The 18,654-nt window shown below is 41.9% G+C and carries 17 protein-coding genes and 2 pseudogenes; 8 read left to right on the top strand and 11 right to left on the bottom strand.

All coding sequences use genetic code 11. The annotated features are described in order from the left end of the window. Positions 1–88: 88 nt before the first annotated feature. A complete protein-coding gene (locus tag HP567_RS02230; RefSeq protein ID WP_173611670.1) occupies positions 89–598 on the bottom strand; it encodes an SRPBCC family protein in 510 nt (169 codons plus the stop codon). A 345-nt stretch (positions 599–943) separates the two neighbouring features. Here HP567_RS02230 and HP567_RS30100 point away from each other — a divergent pair. From HP567_RS30100 to HP567_RS02250, 4 genes and pseudogenes are all read left to right on the top strand, one after another. Then, a pseudogene (locus tag HP567_RS30100) lies at positions 944–1,262 on the top strand (IS4 family transposase); the annotation flags it as partial. 294 nt (positions 1,263–1,556) lie between these two features. Beyond that, positions 1,557–2,132, top strand: a complete 576-nt coding sequence (locus HP567_RS02240) for an HD domain-containing protein (RefSeq protein WP_173611669.1) — start codon at positions 1,557–1,559, stop codon at positions 2,130–2,132. 21 nt (positions 2,133–2,153) lie between these two features. Further along, entirely contained in the window at positions 2,154–2,744 is a 591-nt protein-coding gene (locus HP567_RS02245) for a TetR/AcrR family transcriptional regulator (RefSeq protein ID WP_173611668.1), read from the top strand. A gap of 282 nt (positions 2,745–3,026) precedes the next feature. Continuing rightward, positions 3,027–3,545 (top strand): DUF4062 domain-containing protein, encoded by a 519-nt coding sequence (locus HP567_RS02250; protein WP_173611796.1) that lies wholly within the window; start codon positions 3,027–3,029, stop codon positions 3,543–3,545. Positions 3,546–3,694: 149 nt separating this feature from the next. Here HP567_RS02250 and HP567_RS02255 read toward each other — a convergent pair whose 3' ends face one another. The 3 genes from HP567_RS02255 to HP567_RS02265 are packed head-to-tail and all read right to left on the bottom strand — an operon-like array spanning position 3,695 to position 6,043. Beyond that, positions 3,695–4,480, bottom strand: a complete 786-nt coding sequence (locus HP567_RS02255; protein WP_173611667.1) for an amidohydrolase family protein — start codon at positions 4,478–4,480, stop codon at positions 3,695–3,697. Continuing rightward, positions 4,477–4,887 carry a carboxymuconolactone decarboxylase family protein gene (locus HP567_RS02260; protein WP_173606386.1) on the bottom strand — a complete coding sequence of 137 codons (411 nt, stop codon included), beginning with the start codon at positions 4,885–4,887 and terminating at the stop codon, positions 4,477–4,479. Before HP567_RS02260 ends, HP567_RS02255 begins: the two co-directional genes overlap by 4 nt. Beyond that, positions 4,874–6,043 carry an MFS transporter gene (locus HP567_RS02265; RefSeq protein WP_229087858.1) on the bottom strand — a complete coding sequence of 390 codons (1,170 nt, stop codon included), beginning with the start codon at positions 6,041–6,043 and terminating at the stop codon, positions 4,874–4,876. The genes HP567_RS02260 and HP567_RS02265 overlap by 14 nt, the downstream gene beginning before the upstream one ends. Positions 6,044–6,215: 172 nt before the next feature. Here HP567_RS02265 and HP567_RS02270 point away from each other — a divergent pair, with 172 nt between their 5' ends. From HP567_RS02270 to budA, 3 genes are all read left to right on the top strand, one after another. Beyond that, entirely contained in the window at positions 6,216–7,055 is an 840-nt protein-coding gene (locus HP567_RS02270) for a helix-turn-helix transcriptional regulator (protein WP_173611666.1), read from the top strand. Positions 7,056–7,284: 229 nt separating this feature from the next. After that, complete coding sequence (locus tag HP567_RS02275) at positions 7,285–9,309, top strand: methyl-accepting chemotaxis protein (protein WP_173611665.1); 2,025 nt, start codon at positions 7,285–7,287, stop codon at positions 9,307–9,309. Positions 9,310–9,344: 35 nt separating this feature from the next. Beyond that, on the top strand, positions 9,345–10,202 hold the full coding sequence (gene budA, locus HP567_RS02280; RefSeq protein ID WP_173611664.1) for an acetolactate decarboxylase: 858 nt from the start codon (positions 9,345–9,347) through the stop codon (positions 10,200–10,202). 154 nt (positions 10,203–10,356) lie between these two features. Here budA and HP567_RS02285 read toward each other — a convergent pair whose 3' ends face one another. From HP567_RS02285 to HP567_RS02305, 4 genes and pseudogenes are all read right to left on the bottom strand, one after another. Further along, complete coding sequence (locus tag HP567_RS02285) at positions 10,357–10,779, bottom strand: tetratricopeptide repeat protein (protein WP_173611663.1); 423 nt, start codon at positions 10,777–10,779, stop codon at positions 10,357–10,359. 52 nt (positions 10,780–10,831) lie between these two features. Next, the gene (locus HP567_RS02290) at positions 10,832–11,248 is read right to left on the bottom strand and encodes a hypothetical protein (protein WP_229087859.1); all 417 of its coding nucleotides are present in this window, start codon (positions 11,246–11,248) and stop codon (positions 10,832–10,834) included. A 28-nt stretch (positions 11,249–11,276) separates the two neighbouring features. Beyond that, positions 11,277–11,793, bottom strand: a pseudogene (locus tag HP567_RS29945) (DUF4303 domain-containing protein). 15 nt (positions 11,794–11,808) lie between these two features. Next, on the bottom strand, positions 11,809–12,870 hold the full coding sequence (locus HP567_RS02305) for a DUF6138 family protein (RefSeq protein WP_229087863.1): 1,062 nt from the start codon (positions 12,868–12,870) through the stop codon (positions 11,809–11,811). Between the two features lie 639 nt (positions 12,871–13,509). Between HP567_RS02305 and HP567_RS02310 the strand changes: the two genes are divergently transcribed. Then, complete coding sequence (locus HP567_RS02310) at positions 13,510–14,538, top strand: hypothetical protein (RefSeq protein ID WP_173611661.1); 1,029 nt, start codon at positions 13,510–13,512, stop codon at positions 14,536–14,538. Between the two features lie 806 nt (positions 14,539–15,344). Here HP567_RS02310 and HP567_RS02315 read toward each other — a convergent pair. The 3 genes from HP567_RS02315 to HP567_RS02325 all read right to left on the bottom strand — a co-directional run bounded on the left by HP567_RS02315 (position 15,345) and on the right by HP567_RS02325 (position 18,255). Then, complete coding sequence (locus HP567_RS02315; protein ID WP_173611660.1) at positions 15,345–16,106, bottom strand: RES family NAD+ phosphorylase; 762 nt, start codon at positions 16,104–16,106, stop codon at positions 15,345–15,347. Between the two features lie 254 nt (positions 16,107–16,360). After that, positions 16,361–17,521, bottom strand: coding sequence for a DNA cytosine methyltransferase (locus HP567_RS02320; protein WP_217367278.1), 1,161 nt, complete (start codon positions 17,519–17,521; stop codon positions 16,361–16,363). Positions 17,522–17,604: 83 nt separating this feature from the next. Beyond that, complete coding sequence (locus tag HP567_RS02325) at positions 17,605–18,255, bottom strand: hypothetical protein (protein ID WP_173611659.1); 651 nt, start codon at positions 18,253–18,255, stop codon at positions 17,605–17,607. Positions 18,256–18,654: the final 399 nt, after the last annotated feature.

Consider the following 18,654-nt stretch of genomic DNA (forward strand, 5'->3'; position numbering starts at 1 on the left):
TTCAAACAGCGGGTAACGGCAAGTGTAAAGATAACTTTTCTGCTCACGGAACTTTGGACCAAAAAAGACATCCTATTGGACGCTTTGGCTAGTTTTTTTCCTCCGACAAATATTGTTCAAGCTGATCAAAAGTTCCTCCGAAGCCCTGCTTCATGGAATCGAACATCCCCTCAAAGAAGTTGCGCTCTTCTTCAGTAGCATTTATCGGTCTGCTGCAAAGGGTTATTTGGGTTGTACCATTATTATCGCTCATTGTTACCTCATTGCGAATTTCGAGCGGGATCCAATCACTGAATGGAGACCTGACAATGTTTCCTGCCTCATCTGAAAAGCAGTTGATCCAGACAATCTTCTCGGGAGCCTTGATCTCCTGGTACACAAATTTACCCCACATTTGACTGCCATCAGGAGCTTGCATACTGTAGTGGAAAAATCCGCCCTCACGAAAATCGAGATGCTTTACACTTATTTCAAACCCTTTCGGCCCCCACCAGTGCTTCAGGTGCTCTGCTTCAGTCCATACTTGAAATACAAGTTCGCGTGGCGCATGAATCTCACGCGTTATTACTAACTCTTTGCTTTCCGAGTTGGGCGTCATATCGATTCCTCCATCAATCAGTATTCACTTTTAATTTATATAAGTGCTTGGACGAGATGCCGTGCCCAACCGCGATTACTAACACCGCCAATATTATTAAACAAAGTTAATACCTTTAAACATACCCACCCAGTTAAATATATAGATCTAATCATTACGAACTTTATTTCAAAGCAACTACTTTGTTAATGCTTGTAAATACTTGCCGTTACTTATGATAAGGCTCACCGCATAGCATGTAACAGTAAGACCAAATAGATTTTTGATGACTGCAATATCAATATAATGCTTCTGCATTGAACCACCTCATGAAACTGTTTCCGATCAAATCCGGGAGGGTGTTTCAAAGACTTTCAAGGACTTTCATACAATCTGCTCGTCAGTCATACGACAATCGTATTTTCCAGATTTACATTCTGCTCGCATAGCTGCATCGACAAAGCATCTACCACCGTACACTCGGAGGGTTGTTTTATTTGCTTTACGATGAAGTTAGCGCCTTAGATTGGGTGGTAGCCTTGCAATAACTTCTGAATTGATCAATGAAGTAACCAAGGCTATCAAGAAGCTTACAAAACTGATCCAAAGTCAACTTCAACAATGGATTGCCGGCTTGTCAAGTTATCTCAAGGCTTATCTGCCTATTTCAAGCTGCGAAGTTTGAGTTACTGAGAAATGGTTGCATGATAGCTGGCTGCAACAAGAAAATTATGATTACATAAGCGAGAATTAACGCGTATGGCGGCAATTTTGATGCTAGCGGCAGCTTCTACCACATTGACCGGGCTTTCGATCTTAGATTCCGTAAGCAAGCATTTGTGGAAGCCAGCGATACTAGACGACGCAACTCAACTATTGAAAACGAAATAGAGATGTGCTAACGTAAAAAGAGACCGATCGGTATCTTTTTACGTTAGCACAGAAGCACACATTTTTCTAACACAAAGGAGAGTAACACATGACTTCACTGTTTATTATTCCAGAAAGCAAGCTGTCGGTTGATGCCACTCATTATGTGCGAGAACTTTCAACCCAAACACTATTCAATCATTTGATGAGAACATATGCTTTTGGATATATGATCGCTCAGAAGAATGATCTGAACATTGACATGGAATTGCTATATCTCGGTGCCATCATGCATGACTTGGGCTTGACCGAACCATTTGCAGACAGAGAGCGTACTTTTGAAATCGAGGGCGGAGAGGCGGCTTGCCATTTCTTGGTTCAACATGGTTATCCAATCGAAAAAGCGGAAATCGTACAAAAAGCGGTCGAACTGCACGCCACGGTCGAAGCAGAAAAAAACCAACCAGAGATTGCTCTGGTACATTTAGGAGTTATGGTTGATGCAGGTTTTCGGGTCGATCTTTTTCCAAAGGATCTTCTCCAGCAGATCATCGAAGACTATCCACGACTCGGGATTAATCAAAAAATGATCGAGCATTTTACTTACCAACTTCAGAAAAAAAACGATACGAAATTGATTCCGATTATCGAAGCAGCGAAACATCACTCCCATTTCAGTGAATGATGCAAACTGGAGGTGAAGGATATGAAAAAAGGTGAGCAAACCCGAAGACACATCATTTGCAAATCAGCCGAGCTTTTTAACCTTCAAGGATATGCTGGTGTCTCTCTCAACGAAATCATAAATGCTACGGGAATTCAGAAAGGGGGCATCTATAAACATTTCGTCAATAAGGATGAAATTGCGATGGAAGCCTTTGAATATGCCGCCGACACTGTATTCGAGCAATTTGTAGCAGCTGTCAGTTCTCGGCAATCTGCTATGGAAAAACTGATCAGTATGTTTGAACTGTACAGCAATGTGGTTGACTCTCCTCCATTTGTGGGAGGCTGCCCCGTGATGAACGCGGCCATTGAGTACGATGATGGGCATCCATTGCTGCGCGAGAAAACCCAGAATCACATGCGAGACTTTATATCATTTATCAAGAACATCTTGCATGAGGGCATAACGAATGGGGAATTCAAATCGAGCATCGATCAAGATGGCGCAGCCTCTTTTCTTATGGCCGCGCTTGAAGGCGGGATTATGTTGAGCAAACTGGAAGCTGATAATCGGCATATTCATTACATTAAAGATCATGTATCTGTTTTTTTGAAGACATTGGAAGCCTAAGCCTCTGCATTTAGTTGACAAGAGCGCTGACCCCGGGAAGAACAGCATCTTGTCAAAAATTGAAACAGAAGGTTACGATCCATTGCATAACACCAAATCACGTTACCGACTATTGGTCGGAATCAGTATGTTATTGGTCCTTTACGTCATTGTAAAAAACTATATTATCGATCCTGGAGCCAAGGGATTTTTAACTCAAACTTCGCTAGTGACAACTAATACTTAAAGCTAATCCTTTGGAGTAACGGAAAGCGCTAGTTCAACAAAAACAGCGGCGATCTTATTGAGGAAAGACACACCGCTGTTGAAGCCGTACTTCAAGCCGGTCATATCCCTGCCGGAACCGAGCAGTTTTTCAAGGAAAGTCCAATGAAAATGAGGAAGAGATGGATCGACGAGTCGGATGTATATATCCTGATTCTCGGAGGATTCTATGGTTTAACGCTTCCTAATGAATCCATGAGTTATACGCATTGGGAATATGAGTATGCCGGAGAAGCAGGCAAACCTAGATTTGCTTTTGTTGTCACAGATGAAGCATTGAGACAAAAGCCATACGACTTCACAGCAATTGAATACTATCAGAAGTTTCAAGAGTTTAAGCTATCGGTCATGGAACAAGTTCCCACCTTTTATGTTAAAGATGTACGGCACATTAAAATGGTACTTCGTGATCAATTGCCGGAGTATGCAGCAAGAGACGATTTGTATGGCTGGTTTTCCGGCAAGGATGTCCCGGACGTTCAAAAGCTGTTGGAAGAGAATGCAAGATTAAAGGCGGAGTTGGAGAAAAAGAAATGAAAGAGGGGCTGGCATAACCAACCCCTTTCTTCCGTCTTCCAGTAATATTCTCCTTGAATGACAATATTGCGGGTTTTTGGGGTAGTGGATATAATTACCAATCAACCTGCTAATGAGACGATACGGTACACCATGAATAGGGACTTAGATTAGATTTCAAGCAATTCCGCTATCGTTTCACCGAGCACTCTTCTCTCGACCTCTTTGCTCGGTGCACAACGTTGAACTGCGATTTTTGCCAAGTAAGGATCGCCGTATGGATGGTCCGAACTAAACAACGTTCTGTCAGGAAGCTCTTTCATCGCAAGGCTCAAGGCAAAAACCGTATATACCGCTGAGGTATCCAAATAAGCATTGTCTATGTCCTTCGTTAAGTTGATTGTATCCAACCAGTTCAAACCACCCAAATGTCCGAAAATGACTGGCACATTCGGATTCTTTTGAACAAGATAGGCAAGGTCCCGAATATCTACCATTTTTAATGGTTCGAACGTATGAACCCAAATCGGAAGGCCACGCCACTCGTTCGCAGCCTTGAATACGGGGTCGAGCAATCCGATCTGGCCTGACCCCAACGTAAATTCACCAAACCCTCTCAACCCGTTGTTGACGATTTTGGTTTCCACCCATTCCATCGTTTCCGTCTCGGAAAAACCGAGCGGTACGCTTCCAAAACCGATAAAGCGATCGGGATATTGCCGCACCGTCCGAATCAATTCGTCCATTGCCTTTATACGTGCCTCTGAGCTATTTATCCGATTGGCCAATATGTTTGACAATTTTCCCATCTCTTCAACAAACTCAGAATACGACTCGCTTTTTTCCGGATGAACAAGCGTCGAGAACAAAACTGTTTTATCGATGTTCGATTCGTCCATGATATTCAAGTGAGATTCTACCGACGAATGAACGTGTGAGTGGCTGTCAATAATCATTCGGAGCCCCCCTTATTTGATTTTGTTTTTCGTTCTGCAAACACTTCTGCAGCAACGGTCAGAATCGAATTTAAAGCTACAGGAAAACCAGCGTAAATTAACATTTGCATCATGCACTCCACAATCTCTTCTTCCGTCCATCCAAGGTTTAATGCTCCGTTAATATAAAACCTCAACTGCTGCGTATTTCCCATCGCCGTCAGACCTGCCACTGTAGCGAGAAGCCTAGATTTCAAGTCCAGACCTGGACGGGAAAATATTTGGCCGTAATTGAATTCTACAGCGAGCTGTCCCAAATCTGGGGCCACTGTGTCTTTAAAACTATCAACAATGCTCTGGTAATGCACGCTATCTATTTTTTTCAAAATTTCCATTCCTTTATTATAGGTATCATCATGAATTTGCATTTTTATTTTTCATCCTTCCAATTTTCGTATCGTTTACATTTTTTATGCCCGCCGATGTACTCATTCCGACAAAGACCATGATCAATCCAACCACGCAAACACCGGACCACTGCCAGTTGCTCCATGCCCACACTCCCACATAGGACCCAATTGCACCCCCTATAAAGGTGAAAACCATATACAACCCGTTCAATCTGCTTCTAGCAGCAGCAGAAAGTTCGAATATTTTCGCTTGACAGGCAACCTGATTTGCTTGTGTGGAAACCGTTAGCAACAATGCGCTGCCAATCAATCCCGGCAGCCAATAAGCTGCAACCGCGGAGATCAGGAACGAAGCCATAGCTGCAAGCATGCAAATTTTATTGGCGAGTGCTGCCCCTTTCCTGTCAATGATCAGTCCAATCAATGGAGTGGCGACAGCCCCTCCGATTCCGACCAACCCCACCAATCCAACAATGGCACTGCCGTATTCGTACGGGGGTGATTGAAGCAAGAATCCTATAGTAGTAAAAAAGACACTAAACGATCCAAACACCATACCTTGACTCAAACAGGCACTCTGGAGTGCTTTTTGCTTCACGAACAGAGGCCCCAACGAAAGCAACAACTGGCGGTATGGTAATGCTGTCTCACCTTGGCTTTGGGGAAGCCGAAACCGAATTAGGAGAGTAAGCAACAACATGAAGCCAAAGGAAATCCAATACATCACTCTCCAGCCCCATATGCTATCAACAATGCCGCTAACTATCCTCGCCCCCAATATTCCGCAGACAAGACCGATCGCCACTGTCCCTAGTAGCTTCCCCCGATTGCGATCATTTGCCATACTGGCAGCTAATGGAACGACAAGCTGCGGTATAATCGTCGTTATGCCTATCGCAAAATGACTCACGATTAACCATGTTAAAGAACTAGATAGTGCGGCCGATAATAGCGACAATGAAACCGCCAACAACAAGAAGACAATCATTCGACGTCTTTCAAACATGTCTCCCAATGGCACTAACAGGAGGTTCCCGATTGCATAGCCTACCTGGGTAAGAGTCGTCACACCTCCTATCTCTGCTACGGTTGAGTCGAATGTTTTCGCCATATCGACTAGTAAGGTCTGGTTTAAATAAACGTTTGCCACGGTAAACCCGCAGGTTATCACCATAAGAGCGATCAGACCTTTCGATGGACCAGATCTGATTAAGTCTTCCAGAACGATCAGCTCCTTGTCTTTATTCGTAAACCTTACAGTTGTAAGATTAAAGTACGAACAAACCTACAAATAGAAGCCTATTAATCATAGTATTAAAAGTAACAGGATTAGGCGGAGGGATTAGATGAACAGCGATAAGGACAAACGAAAAGAATTGGGGTTGTTTTTAAAATCGCGGCGTTCCCGGCTTTCTCCAGAGCAATTTGGCTTGTCCAAAGGTCCAAGAAGGAAGGTTCCAGGCTTACGGAGAGAAGAATTAGCGCAGATTGCTGGGATCGGGCTTACATGGTATACGTGGCTGGAGCAGGGAAAAGACATTCAAGTGTCGACCCAGGTGCTTGATAGTCTTGTGACGGTAATGAAGCTCGATACTGAGGAGCGAAATCATTTGTTTATGCTCGCCCACGGGCAACTGCCTGTTGAACAAACAACCTCATTTGAAGCAGGAATTACAAAGATCATGCAAAACTTCATGAACGATTTCGAAATGTGTCCGGCTTATGCAACGGATCAGCGGTGGGACATATTGATGTGGAATAAAGCTGCACAGTTGGTGTTCGGGGATTTTGAAAAAATGAATAAGAAAGAACGTAACGCAGTTTGGCGATGTTTCGCGTCAACCGACTATCGAAAACTTATGGGCGATTGGGAAAGCCACGCCAAACGTCTTCTAGGGCAATTTCGTTCTACCAGTACACCGTTCGTCGGGGAGGACTGGTTTAAAGAGCTCGTCGGCGAACTGATGGAACTCAGTCCTGAATTCAGAGAATGGTGGCCGCGTTACGATATACAGGGTACTCCCATCGGGACAAAACAGATCAATCATCCGACTGCGGGTACGATGACGATGGAGCATATGACATTTCGGGTGTACGATGCCCCCGAGTTGAAATTAACCATTTATCGCCCTTTGAAAGAGAACGATTCAATAAAAAAATTGAACCTCTTGATGAATGGTGGGTAAAGTCTGTGCCTTCCTTCCTCATAGAAGAGATAAAGGAAAATGAGAATTTTACATAAGGTAGCTTCCCACACCTTAGACCCTCACCAAAAGATCGGTGAGGACATCCAATTTGGTACATTGTAACAATTCATTCAAATTTCATACAAAAAAGTCTAATTTTTGTAAACTTTTATACCGATACACTGAAATATAAAGATAAATAAACAAATCTGGATGGAGAGAATTCATTATGGCTGGAGTGGACATTAAAAAAGGGTTTCAGTGGAAAATTGGCCAAAAATTATTTGCGGTTTTTCTCATTTTAGTTTTGGTCCCAAGTATTCTGATTGGCTACTTCTCGTATCGTTCAGCTACTCAAACATTAGATGTTCAACTACTCAATTCAGCTAATAAACAGGTCGAAAACCTCAGCACGATTATTGATCGTGTAGTTGTGCCCATCATGAAAGACACAGATGTTCTAGCAAGATCACTGCCTCAAAGCGTTTATCAAGACATGATAAAGGATGAAAAGACGAATTTGGCGTCAAATCAACAGGTGCAATCAACCCTTAAGCAGTTTAAAGCTGTGCATACCGATGATACCGAAGTGATTGGAATTGCCACCGAAGATGGACGCTTTGCGATGGAGCCGCAAAGTCCATTATCAAAAGAGTATGATGCTCGCACGCGAGAATGGTACACAAAAGCGATGGAACAGAAGGGTCAAGTGATTATTTCCAAACCCTATGTATCAGCCGCCTCTAAAAATATTGTCGTATCGGTAGCAAAAACTACGGACGATGGCCATGGAGTTGCCGTAGTAAATTTATCGTTGAAAAAGTATGTGACTGATACCGTTAATGCGGCAAAAGTAGGGACGCAAGGTTTCGCGTTTATCCTGGATGAGAGTCAGAAGGTTATTACCCATCCAACCATTGCTGCTGGAGAAGTGCCCCAAGATGACAGCTACAAATCATTTTATGAGCAGCAATCGGGAGTACTGTCATCTCAAATCGACGGAAAACCTTCCCGGATCGTCTTTACCACGAACAAGATAACCGGCTGGAAAATCGCCGGCGTGCTTTATGACAGCGAACTTGACGAGCTGAAGAAGCCAATTATTACACAAACAGTTGGGATGATTATCATCTCCGTTTTATTGTCGCTTGTCATTTTGTACGTGATCAACCGGATTTTTGTACACCCGTTAAAACAAATGACGCGTTTATCCAAGCAATTGGCAGCAGGGAACCTTGCAGAGACCCACATTACTGTGAAAAACAGAGATGAGTTGGGAGATTTGGCGCAAGCCTTCAACTCTCTTGCCCTCCAATTGCACCAACTCATCGAAGACCTGCTGAAAAATGCGCAAAATCTTAATCAAGTTACGGACGTGTTAAATTCGGAAGTGACTGAGGTTGCCAATGCCTCCTCAAAAATCGCTGAAATGAACAGCCGGGTTACCAAGGGTTCGATGGATCAGGCCCAGGGAATTTCGGAGATATCCCGGACGATGCAAGAAAGCGTGCTTGCTGTGAGCAATTTTGCCGAAGTAGCTTCAGAAATCGGGGAGATTACGGAACAAACGCATCAGAGAGCAAAAGAAGGAACTTCGATTGTTTCAGATTCACTGAATCAAATGAGGACAATCAATTCCGCTGTTTTGCACTCTTCCAATCTCGTGGAAACACTCATGCAAAAAACAATGGAAATCGATAATTTTGCCACTGTCATTAATGAAATCGCCAATCAAACCAATCTCTTGTCTCTCAACGCCAGCATAGAAGCAGCGCGTGCGGGAGAACATGGCAGAGGTTTTGCCGTTGTTGCTGAAGAAGTGAAAAAGCTTGCCGTACAATCCGCTGATTCTGCTACACAAATTACCAATCTGATTTTGGAGATCAATAAAGAAACCAGAAAATCTGTGGAATCGTTGACGATGGTGCAGCAGGAAGTTGAAGACGGATTGACCCTAAGCTCCAAAGTGGAAACCCTGCTTTCCGATATCATTGAAGATATGGCTAAAATCAATGATGAAATACAAAATCTCAGCAGCATTTCGGAAGAGGTTGCAGCGGGTTCCGAGGAAGTGAGCGCATCGGTTGAAGATCTTTCGAATATTGCCAATTCCAACTCCAGAGATTCCAGCGATACTCTGTCCAATATTGAAAAACAACAAGAATCTTTGCATGAATTAATGGAACAAGTGAAAATTGTCCTGGATACCGCACAACAAATCAGGAATAATGTGCAAAACTACAAACTTCGTTAGCAACAAATTTTATATATAAAGGTGGAGTGAAAAACATGAAAAAAAATATCATCACTTCTATCACATCTCTGGCTCTGGTTGCCGGGCTGTCTTTGACTGCTTTTGCAGCTACAACGGCTACTGTACCAGCACCACCTGCCAAGCAGGAATCCAAACCTGCGGTTGCCGCTAATCCGGCACCAAAAAATGTACTGTTTCAATACTCAACGATCAATGCACTCATGCTTGGACAGTTTGAAGGGGACTTGACTTTGAAAGACCTGAAGCTGCGAGGCGATATGGGGCTTGGTACCATCAATGATCTCGATGGAGAGATGATTCAGATGGGTACAAAATTCTACCAGATCGACAGCACCGGAAAATTATCGGAGCTGCCAGAAAGTGTGAAAACTCCATTTGCGGTTACTACACATTTCGAGCCGAAAGAAAAAACTACATTAACCAATGTGCAAGATTACAATCAATTAACAAAAATGCTTGAGGAGAAATTTGAAAACAAGAACGTCTTTTATGCCGTAAAGCTGACCGGTACCTTTAAGATGGTAAAGGCTAGAACAGTTCCAAAACAAACCAGACCTTATCCGCAGCTGACTGAAGTAACCAAAAAACAATCCGAGTTTGAATTTAAAAATGTTAAGGGAACCCTGATTGGCTTCTATACGCCAAATTATGCAGCAGCCCTGAATGTTCCCGGATTCCATCTCCACTTCATCACAGAGGATAAAACAGGTGGCGGACACGTATTAAATCTGCAATTTGACAACGCGAATCTGGAAATTTCTCCGATCCATGAGTTTGATGTACAATTGCCGCACACAGATGATTTTGCCCACTCTGATCTGACACAAGTTACTACTAGCCAAGTACACCAAGCTGAGTCAGAAAGAAAATAAAGCAGCCTCATGCGAGAAATTTAGCGAGGACATGAAAAAGCTGGCCTATTATAAGTGCCAGCTTTTTCATATCTAGGAGTCCCCTCAGCTTGGACTTCTGCCTGGTAATTGGTGCTCTTTCCTGTATCAATAGTGTTTTTCTAATCCTGAAACTTCAAATCTCTATTTTTGTCTCCAAAAACTCAAGGTATTTTGGGTCATCTTCCATAAAGATCGCAATCCCTGCACCCATGTAAGCCCGGGTCAGCTCGTCTGCCGCTTTTTCAAGGTTTTCCTGTTCGTAATACAATTGCCCTAACCGAAGATGAATGTAGGGATTCCCCAACCCCTCCGGACACTGTGCAGCGTTAAAGAAACACTTGAATGCCTTATCGTAATTTCTCATTTGAAAATGGACATCCCCAATAGCCACATATATCCACGTTGCGGCCTCCCATTCTCGATGATTTTCCGGGAGTAATCGGAGGGCCGCGACGTACTTATTCTTGCCCTCCTCAAGATTGCCTGCTTTCACCAAATCATCGCCTTGTTTACACAGCGAGGTAATTTCGATATGGGTAGAATCTGAAAGTTGCACTGTCGTCTCTCCTATCCTGTGGGATTTGAAGCCGCTGTAGGTATTCGCCTCTTTACCAGCAACTCACTATTGTTTTTTGACTTTCATCAAAAATGATTGCGCTTGGTATTTCCGCCAAATAGTCTATCGCCCAAATGATATGATTCGTGAATTCCCGTCCTTCATCAGGCGAGAATACGAAACGAATGCGTTCTGCACAGTCTTTGATTTCAGGCGGACAATCCTTGGTGACGCTCACAATGTAATTTACATCTTCAGCTACACTACGGCCAGTTTCAAAATGAGCTGTAAAATTCCATCCCGGCCAACGGAGAATCAAGTATTTCTCTCTCGTAAACGGATTTGCTGATACTCCAATTTCCAGTCCGTTCTTTCTTTCAAAATCAAAATAGTCGCTTAACTCAGAAGCAAGACGCTCATGGGAGTAAGGATTGGAAGACTTCGCAAGGTAGGCATGTATTACGGACATAATATCTCCCCAATCATACTGGATATTCTCAACTGCCAATCCAATTCTGAAATTCTTGAGCAAGTTCATTTCGGTTCAATCGGGCAATCCAATCACATTCCAGTGCATTTGTGTCATCCGATACAGTAAAGACCAATACTCCCGATTCGCTCATATCGGAGAAAAAACCTTCCTTTTTCAGTACTTCAAGTGCAGCCACGCAACACTCATAAACCTTCTCTTTAAAGTCCCTGTGTCTTTCCGCCGACTGCATACTCATCACTTCGTTATACAATTGATTGGATATATTTAAAGCACTCAGCACCTTCAAATTCATGATCCCATTCACCTGGACTCCAGCGATAATAAATCGCATCATCAGGGTCTTCAGCAATCATTTTGTTCAAGTGATCGGTTGAGTTTACCGCCGGACATACGGTGATTGCATCCGAGTCGGAATACAAGGCGTAACCGCAAAAGCTTTGTCCTGCATATTTGTTTCTTACTTGCTCGAATGCAGCCTTCGCAGCCGCCTCGATTTTTAATTGCAGCACTTGAAAATCCATGTTCTCTCCTTTGTCCTACTTTAGTCGAGCCTGTAACGACAGGATTGGAGGAGACTTCCCCCCTCCGGCTTCTTCCTTGCGAATAACGATTGTGAAGAGGGAAAAAACATCGTTAGCCTTGCATTCGACCAATTCATGGCGCAAATGAACGTCTTCTTGCGAGAAGCTATCGCTGCCATCCTTTAGCATACGCGCGGCTTTACCGCTGCCAAGCTGCTTCGCCAGCTCCAGAAAAGTCTGACCCTTGTTTTTGTTGAAGTCCGGCTCGTAACGAATAATCATTACCGCTCCGTACAACAAAAGGTCGATAGGCTGATTCGGCTCATCCTTGTCCTCAAAAACAGCATCTGACTTGATTACATACTCATTGGTCCTGTATTCGGAACGGGTGAAATCATAGTATCGCGGCAAAAATACATTCTCGACCCAGTCGGTCAAAGCCCTAATGATATCTCTTCGATGCTCCGCGAGAGTCTCAACCTGTTCTTTATTCAACTCCTGAATCCGGTCAAATAAAGCTATCGTCTTTGCGGCTTCCGGTTCGGGGAACAAATACGGATCCAGCAGATGACGCGCCAAAAAGAAGGTTTCCAGCCTGTTTGTCGGGTTAGAGCCCTTCTCCAGTTTTTCCTCCATATAGGACTGAATTCGCTCCAGAATCTGCCGCTTTTTCTCTTCATAGACAGTTTCCAGCACCGTTAATTCCACAAGCCCGTCCGTCGTTGCGAAGGTTCCTTGGAAGGTAAAACGGTAGTTGATCAACGGCGACGTTTCCAGCTTGTCCAGCCTCTCCCTTACGATTTCCACCAGCAGGGGCTGAACCTCATGCAATATCTGCTCCCGCGTAAAGGGTGAAGCTTTCATCGACTTTTTGCCTGCGGCACTCCCTACAGATTTCGAAGTTTCAACCCTAGTCCTGCCCGACCGATAATCCAGCGTGACAAAGTTAAAGATGCCTACTTGCAGGTTGGTGCGTAAGATCACTTCCTCTGCGTTCTTTCGATTCTCTTGTTCGTCAAACCATTTATGTATCGCCGTTTTCATCTCTTTCAGCGCTTCTTTTTGTAATTCGTTCATTGTCTCCCGCCTTTTTGCTGTTCCATCTTAGCTCAATATAATCATACTATGAAAATGGGAAAGGTTGTTGGAATTGTATGCCTCTTCCTGGGATTGGCTAAAGCTTAATCCTTAGTCTGTTCCTTTATTTTCAGTGGTTATACGGTTTACGGGATAGAGGAGATTTGCCTGTGTGATACCGCACGGGAGAATGCTATAACGACTATTTTCCTTGAGTTCATACCCGAAGACAGATACGTATTGGAAAAGATGCAGGAAGTAGAGAGGGAGTATTATAAGTCAATTAGCTTGCGTGAGGCTTATGCACAAATGGAAGATTAGGGAGGTTAAATATGAGTAGAATCGGGCTCAAAAAAAAACATATTATCATCCCGCAGAGCAAAAGGGAGAACGCCATAGAGGCCGTTCTCCCTTTTGTTTATCTGAGATATGCAACATATGGATCAAAATATATTAGCCATGGTTAATTCCCTTTTATGATTTTTCGCCATCACTTATGATTCGCTTGACCAAGTTTAGAGAAACAGCAACGAAAGAGAACCACGCAATAATACTTGTCGTAATATGGAAAATCTTGAAACCATATTGCCATAACCTCGTATTACTATACTAAGAAAGAACCCAAAAGGAATGATTATCATGCAATTGTCTGATAGGAATAGTCGTTTGGTACTTGTGGGTACTGGGATAGGTTTATTTGGGTATATTCTACCAAAAATTGTTGAAGGGATAAAAACTTCATTCTCTGGTATATACATAGATTCATTTCCCATTGGAGTAGGACATGTATTTTCATCAACTCTCTTCGCAAATGCTCTTCTAATCTTGGGGGTAGGGATATGTTACTGCTATCACGAACTCCATAATTACGGGAATTACGATAGTAATGAAAGTGCTAAATACATTGAAAAGTCAGATAAATATTATCGTATGCTTTTGAACATAAGCTATACTAGCTTTTTTATGATCTTATTCTTAAACTTTATCCTTCTTTTTATAGTACCCTTGGTATTTTCAAACCCTTTAATTACTAGCATCATTACTGCAATAATTATAGCTTTGGCTTTAACAATTACTATTAGAAAATGGAAGCAAAATTGGTTTAAAGAGATTTTTAAATGGTTTCAAGGACTTAAGAAATATTCATTACATGGTGGAATTATTGCTGTTTGGCTACTCGTTCTCCCAACAACTATGATTTTGGGTTTGAATGATAACCTTGATACCAAATTCAAGATTAAATTTAATACTGACAAAAATCCACAAGTTGAATTTGAATTTAGTGATCATGTTCCAGATAAAATGCCAAAAGAAATTTCGATAAAAATTGGAACTACTTCTAAGCAAGAAGAAATACTACTGAGGCGTGATGATTTTAATGCATCCTTTACTGAAGTAACTGAAACCGAAGACAATAATACCCCATTGGGTAAGTATATCAATAATCATGATATGTTCTTAATTAACAAAAGTATGTATACCTTTAAGAAAACGCTTGTACTTACACAACTAACAGGTAAAGAACCCGGATTTGTAGAAATCAAATTCAAGAACGACAGTACTGGTACTACAAAGAGTAATCGCACATATCGAATCGTAAATCAATTTACAACAGAGAAAGACAAAATCATATTTAGCCAATTCGAATACTTAGTAGATTTAAAGTAGAGTTGTATTAGTTCAACTCTCTGCTTTCATATATTCTTGGAATTCACCCTGTATGTCTTGCTTCTCTAATAGTTGAATTACTTTACTTCCCACTCCCCTATTGAAAAAATGCCAAAAAAGCGGGACTGCGCCGCTTTATAAGCAAAAAGGGATGATTTGTAATGAGCAATCAATATGCTTCCGAACGCTACGAGTATCTTATTGACGAAGGAGATTGGTAGCACGAATTAAGACTTACAACCAAATGGTCGAATCCACGCTCACTTACGTCTACACGAATGCCTGCAATCTACATCTTGAAACGCTCAAAAACGTACTCACTGACACATTCACCACAAGAACCAACAACCCAGCTCCAACTCCTTCATGTGAAACTGGAGAAGAGTATCTTAGCCTATAGGCTAAAGTACACCAATAACTTCAATGCCCCATCCTCTACTTGAGGAATGGGGCTTAATCGCGTTTGTTCTAAGACCTTCCCACCGTTCCACTTACCCTGTTTGGCACGTTGTTTCATTCCCATTTTTACATCGTCAACAATTGTATTCCTCTCCAGTTCTGCTACTGTACCATCATTTGAAGAGCAAATCTAACCATTGGTGTCTCTATTTCAAATTTATTGGTATGAATCTGCAGAAGTGGAAGGCAGTACATTCCGTAAGCGTAAGGAGACCCGACGAGAGATTATTGGGTCAGATGCAATGAAAACTTCCCAAGGAACAAGTTTGTCGGATGTTACCTTGAGAAGAAATGTATTTCAACGTTTGCATTTTCAAGTATACTTACTGTTGTTTTGACAAATACCATTATATTTGCTTTGATTCTACATTAATAGTAGTCACTAATACCTTGTGGCTTATTTTTACGCTCACACAATCTGGATCAAATAAACAGTAATTAATTCCACCTGGATTGACCGCACTCGCATATCTTACCCCATCATATCCATTCCTTTTCACAAACTCGGCAATACATTGGGTTGGCAAATACTCAATGTCAGAAATATCAGGTCGGACGGGTCTGGAAAATAGTTCACCAATTATGCGCTTAAAGCTACTTTCATTGTCCGTATCCTTCGGTACAAAATCAATGACCTTTAAGTTCCTTTTTGCCTTTACGTCAGCAACTGTTATTACAGCATTGATCCAAGGTCTGAGTTCAGCAACTGCAGTTTTTGCAATATCCGCTACATATAGATAACGTATTCCCCTCTGGTTTAATCGACCAGTGCCTACTAAGTGTTCTGGCGGCGCTGCAAGTTCCTTGTTCTTTGAAAAGTCCTTGCCTTCATTGTTAATTCTTGCTCTCACAAATTTCTTGCCTTTGCTGATTGCATGTAAATTATCATGAATAATTTGACTAACATGATTCTTTAAGAGGGTTTCATCTTCGCTAATAAAAAACCTTTGAGTTTTAAATCCATTTACGAATTCATCCCACTGTTTTTTAGTATCGTCTGCCGTAGCAACATAAATAGCCCCACCTACATCTGATGAGCCAGCACTACCGATTTCTGTATTATGATTTTTCCAGACAATTAAGCCATTAGAGTTCCCTTCTGCTTCCATATAAACAGCTCCTGGTAACCAAAAAATATAAAACGACATCTCTGCCATTTACGTTGAAGTATTAGTGGAACGTGGGGCATTTCTATTCCAACATATCCGCAACTACTTCTCGAAAATCATTATTGAAAGGATGCTTTTCTGCAAGAATATCGGAATGAGTTGATTCAATCTTTTCCTATTCGTCACTTAACTTCATCCAAGTGTCAATTGCATCATCTAAAAACTTTAAGAAGTTATCCACCAATCACCTGTATTTAAGCAAATTGTATATGACTTTCCAGCTGTTTTTGTTGCTCTTGAGCATAGTATTGTTTTAAGAAGTCATACATTGGTTTTGCAACTGCTTTGGCAAGAAGGCAGGGTACTGCATTTCCAATCTGCTTATGAATAGAACCGAGGCTTCCTTTCCAAATATAATCAGCAGGAAATGTTTGAATCAGAGCACATTCAACTGCGGATAGTCTGCGATGCTCCGACGTTTTTGGAAGAATCCACTCGTCTGTACCTAGTTTAATCATAGGCTCACCACTTGGGTGTAATGGAGCATGACGACCACTGGCTTGAATAGTGAAACTCACTTCGTCCCAAGCCCGTTTACGGTTTCGGCTTAAATAACGTGAAGAAAAAGTACTGTCGTAAATTTCGCCAACTTCGCTTGGCTTCAAGTGCCCTATTGCATCCTTTAACGTCACATACGGTTTAAGTCCAAATAGTCCATCACCATGCGTTGGATTTGGAAACTCATACTTGAAGTCAACATCTTCACGTACTCCTATAATCAATACACGCTCACGGTCTTGCGGAACACCATAATCTTTAGCGTTTACTAAATGGTGATTTACAATATAACCTTCATTCCGAAAATCCTGAATCATTGCCTCAATAATTTGACCGCCCGCCATTGTTAGTAATCCTTTAACATTTTCTGCGATGAAGAATTTCGGATTTGCTTGACGTAAGCAACGGACAAATTCACGGTATAAATAATTGCGTTCGTCCGTCATAAGTCTATTCCCTGCTAACGAAAAGCCTTGGCACGGGTAACCCCCAACAACCAAATCTGCCTTTGGAAATGATTTAACGTTACGAACATCTCCACGTTCCACATATGTTTCTGGGTGATTCGCAACATAGGTTTCACAAGCGTCTTTATCAATTTCATTTGCCCAAATGACGTTGAACCCTGCCATTTTCAAACCAGTATCAAGACCACCTGCACCTGCAAACAGGGATACGACGGAATAAGGAATCGAGTCTTCGATGGAACGGTTTATGTACTCACTATATCCAATTCCTAATAAGTGCATAATAGTATCCGAAAGCGACCTATTTTCCTTACTAGCTAAGTCTTCTAATTTGTTAATCAGTTCCCTGTGTTCAGATTTAGACAGAGAAATTAACTGCGTTGTCTTCATTTTGTATCCCCTCGCATGGTACACTAAATTTATATACTTAGACTGTACCAAATGATAAAGGGGGTTGTCCAATATTTTTGAGCTTATGGCAACAAATTGTGTCGATAGACATAGAAGGTGAATGTTTCGCCAAGGGTATTTATGCGATCAACTTGTCTATCAAAAACTAATGTCTGGTATAGTTCATGAACGTTACTAACCTTTGAAATAAGAGAAATACCTTGAGCTGTTCTTAACGGACTAGGGAATGAATACATTTTGCGATGACGAATTACGCCATCTCCATAATCACCAAAGCCTGGTTCCTGTTCGTTATGGTGGGCAAAAGCTCTTTCACGATTATGATTGAAAAAGTCACCGTCACAAATGGTGAAGTCTTCAAGATAACCGTAATTCCGTTCAGTGGTGTATCGTGCAACTGCGTAATAACATTCGCCTGCAACTTCACCATGTCGGAAACCACCACAAGGAATCGTTGAATTGAACTGGATTTGACTGTTTGCACGCAACGACTTTAATTCAAAGCCAACTCCGTTAATAATCAAGTCTGGATGTGCGTTTGCACCAAGTTTATGAATACTATAATCGTCCAATCCGTCTTCGAACCAATCACTGAAAAGTTCTGCATTTGATTTAAGATAAATATTCGGTCTTCTGTGTCTTACAAGTTTTTGACATTTCTTTTCAAAGACTTCTACCGCTATCTTTAATCCCTGTTCTTCACTTGGTGTCATTCGTATTCCCCCTTAAATTCACTGTAGCTTCAACAATTTATTATAAACTGTTTTCCAGATAGTGGGTGGGTAATATTAGTAAGTGAATAAAGATGCTTTACTCTACAGTAGTACAAAAAAAGAGGGGTTCTCCGCCCTTCTTTGCTAAATCCGTCAATACATTTTATATTTATTTGTCCTTCCCCACTAACAATGAACAGCACTCCACAAGCTTCGAATACGGTAACATAAATAAAAATGGAAAAACGGCATCTCTGCAGCTTTGATGGTTAAGTATGTTGGAGACAAGGGGCGATCATATCCCTGACCTCTCAGCACACTCCCACCTTGGCTAGTTTCACTGCACAAAAGAAGCCCTTGAAAGCAAACTCAATAGTTTATTTTAAGAAGAAATAATAC

The sequence above is a fragment of the Brevibacillus sp. M2.1A genome, from assembly GCF_013284355.2.
Lineage (GTDB): Bacteria > Bacillota > Bacilli > Brevibacillales > Brevibacillaceae > Brevibacillus.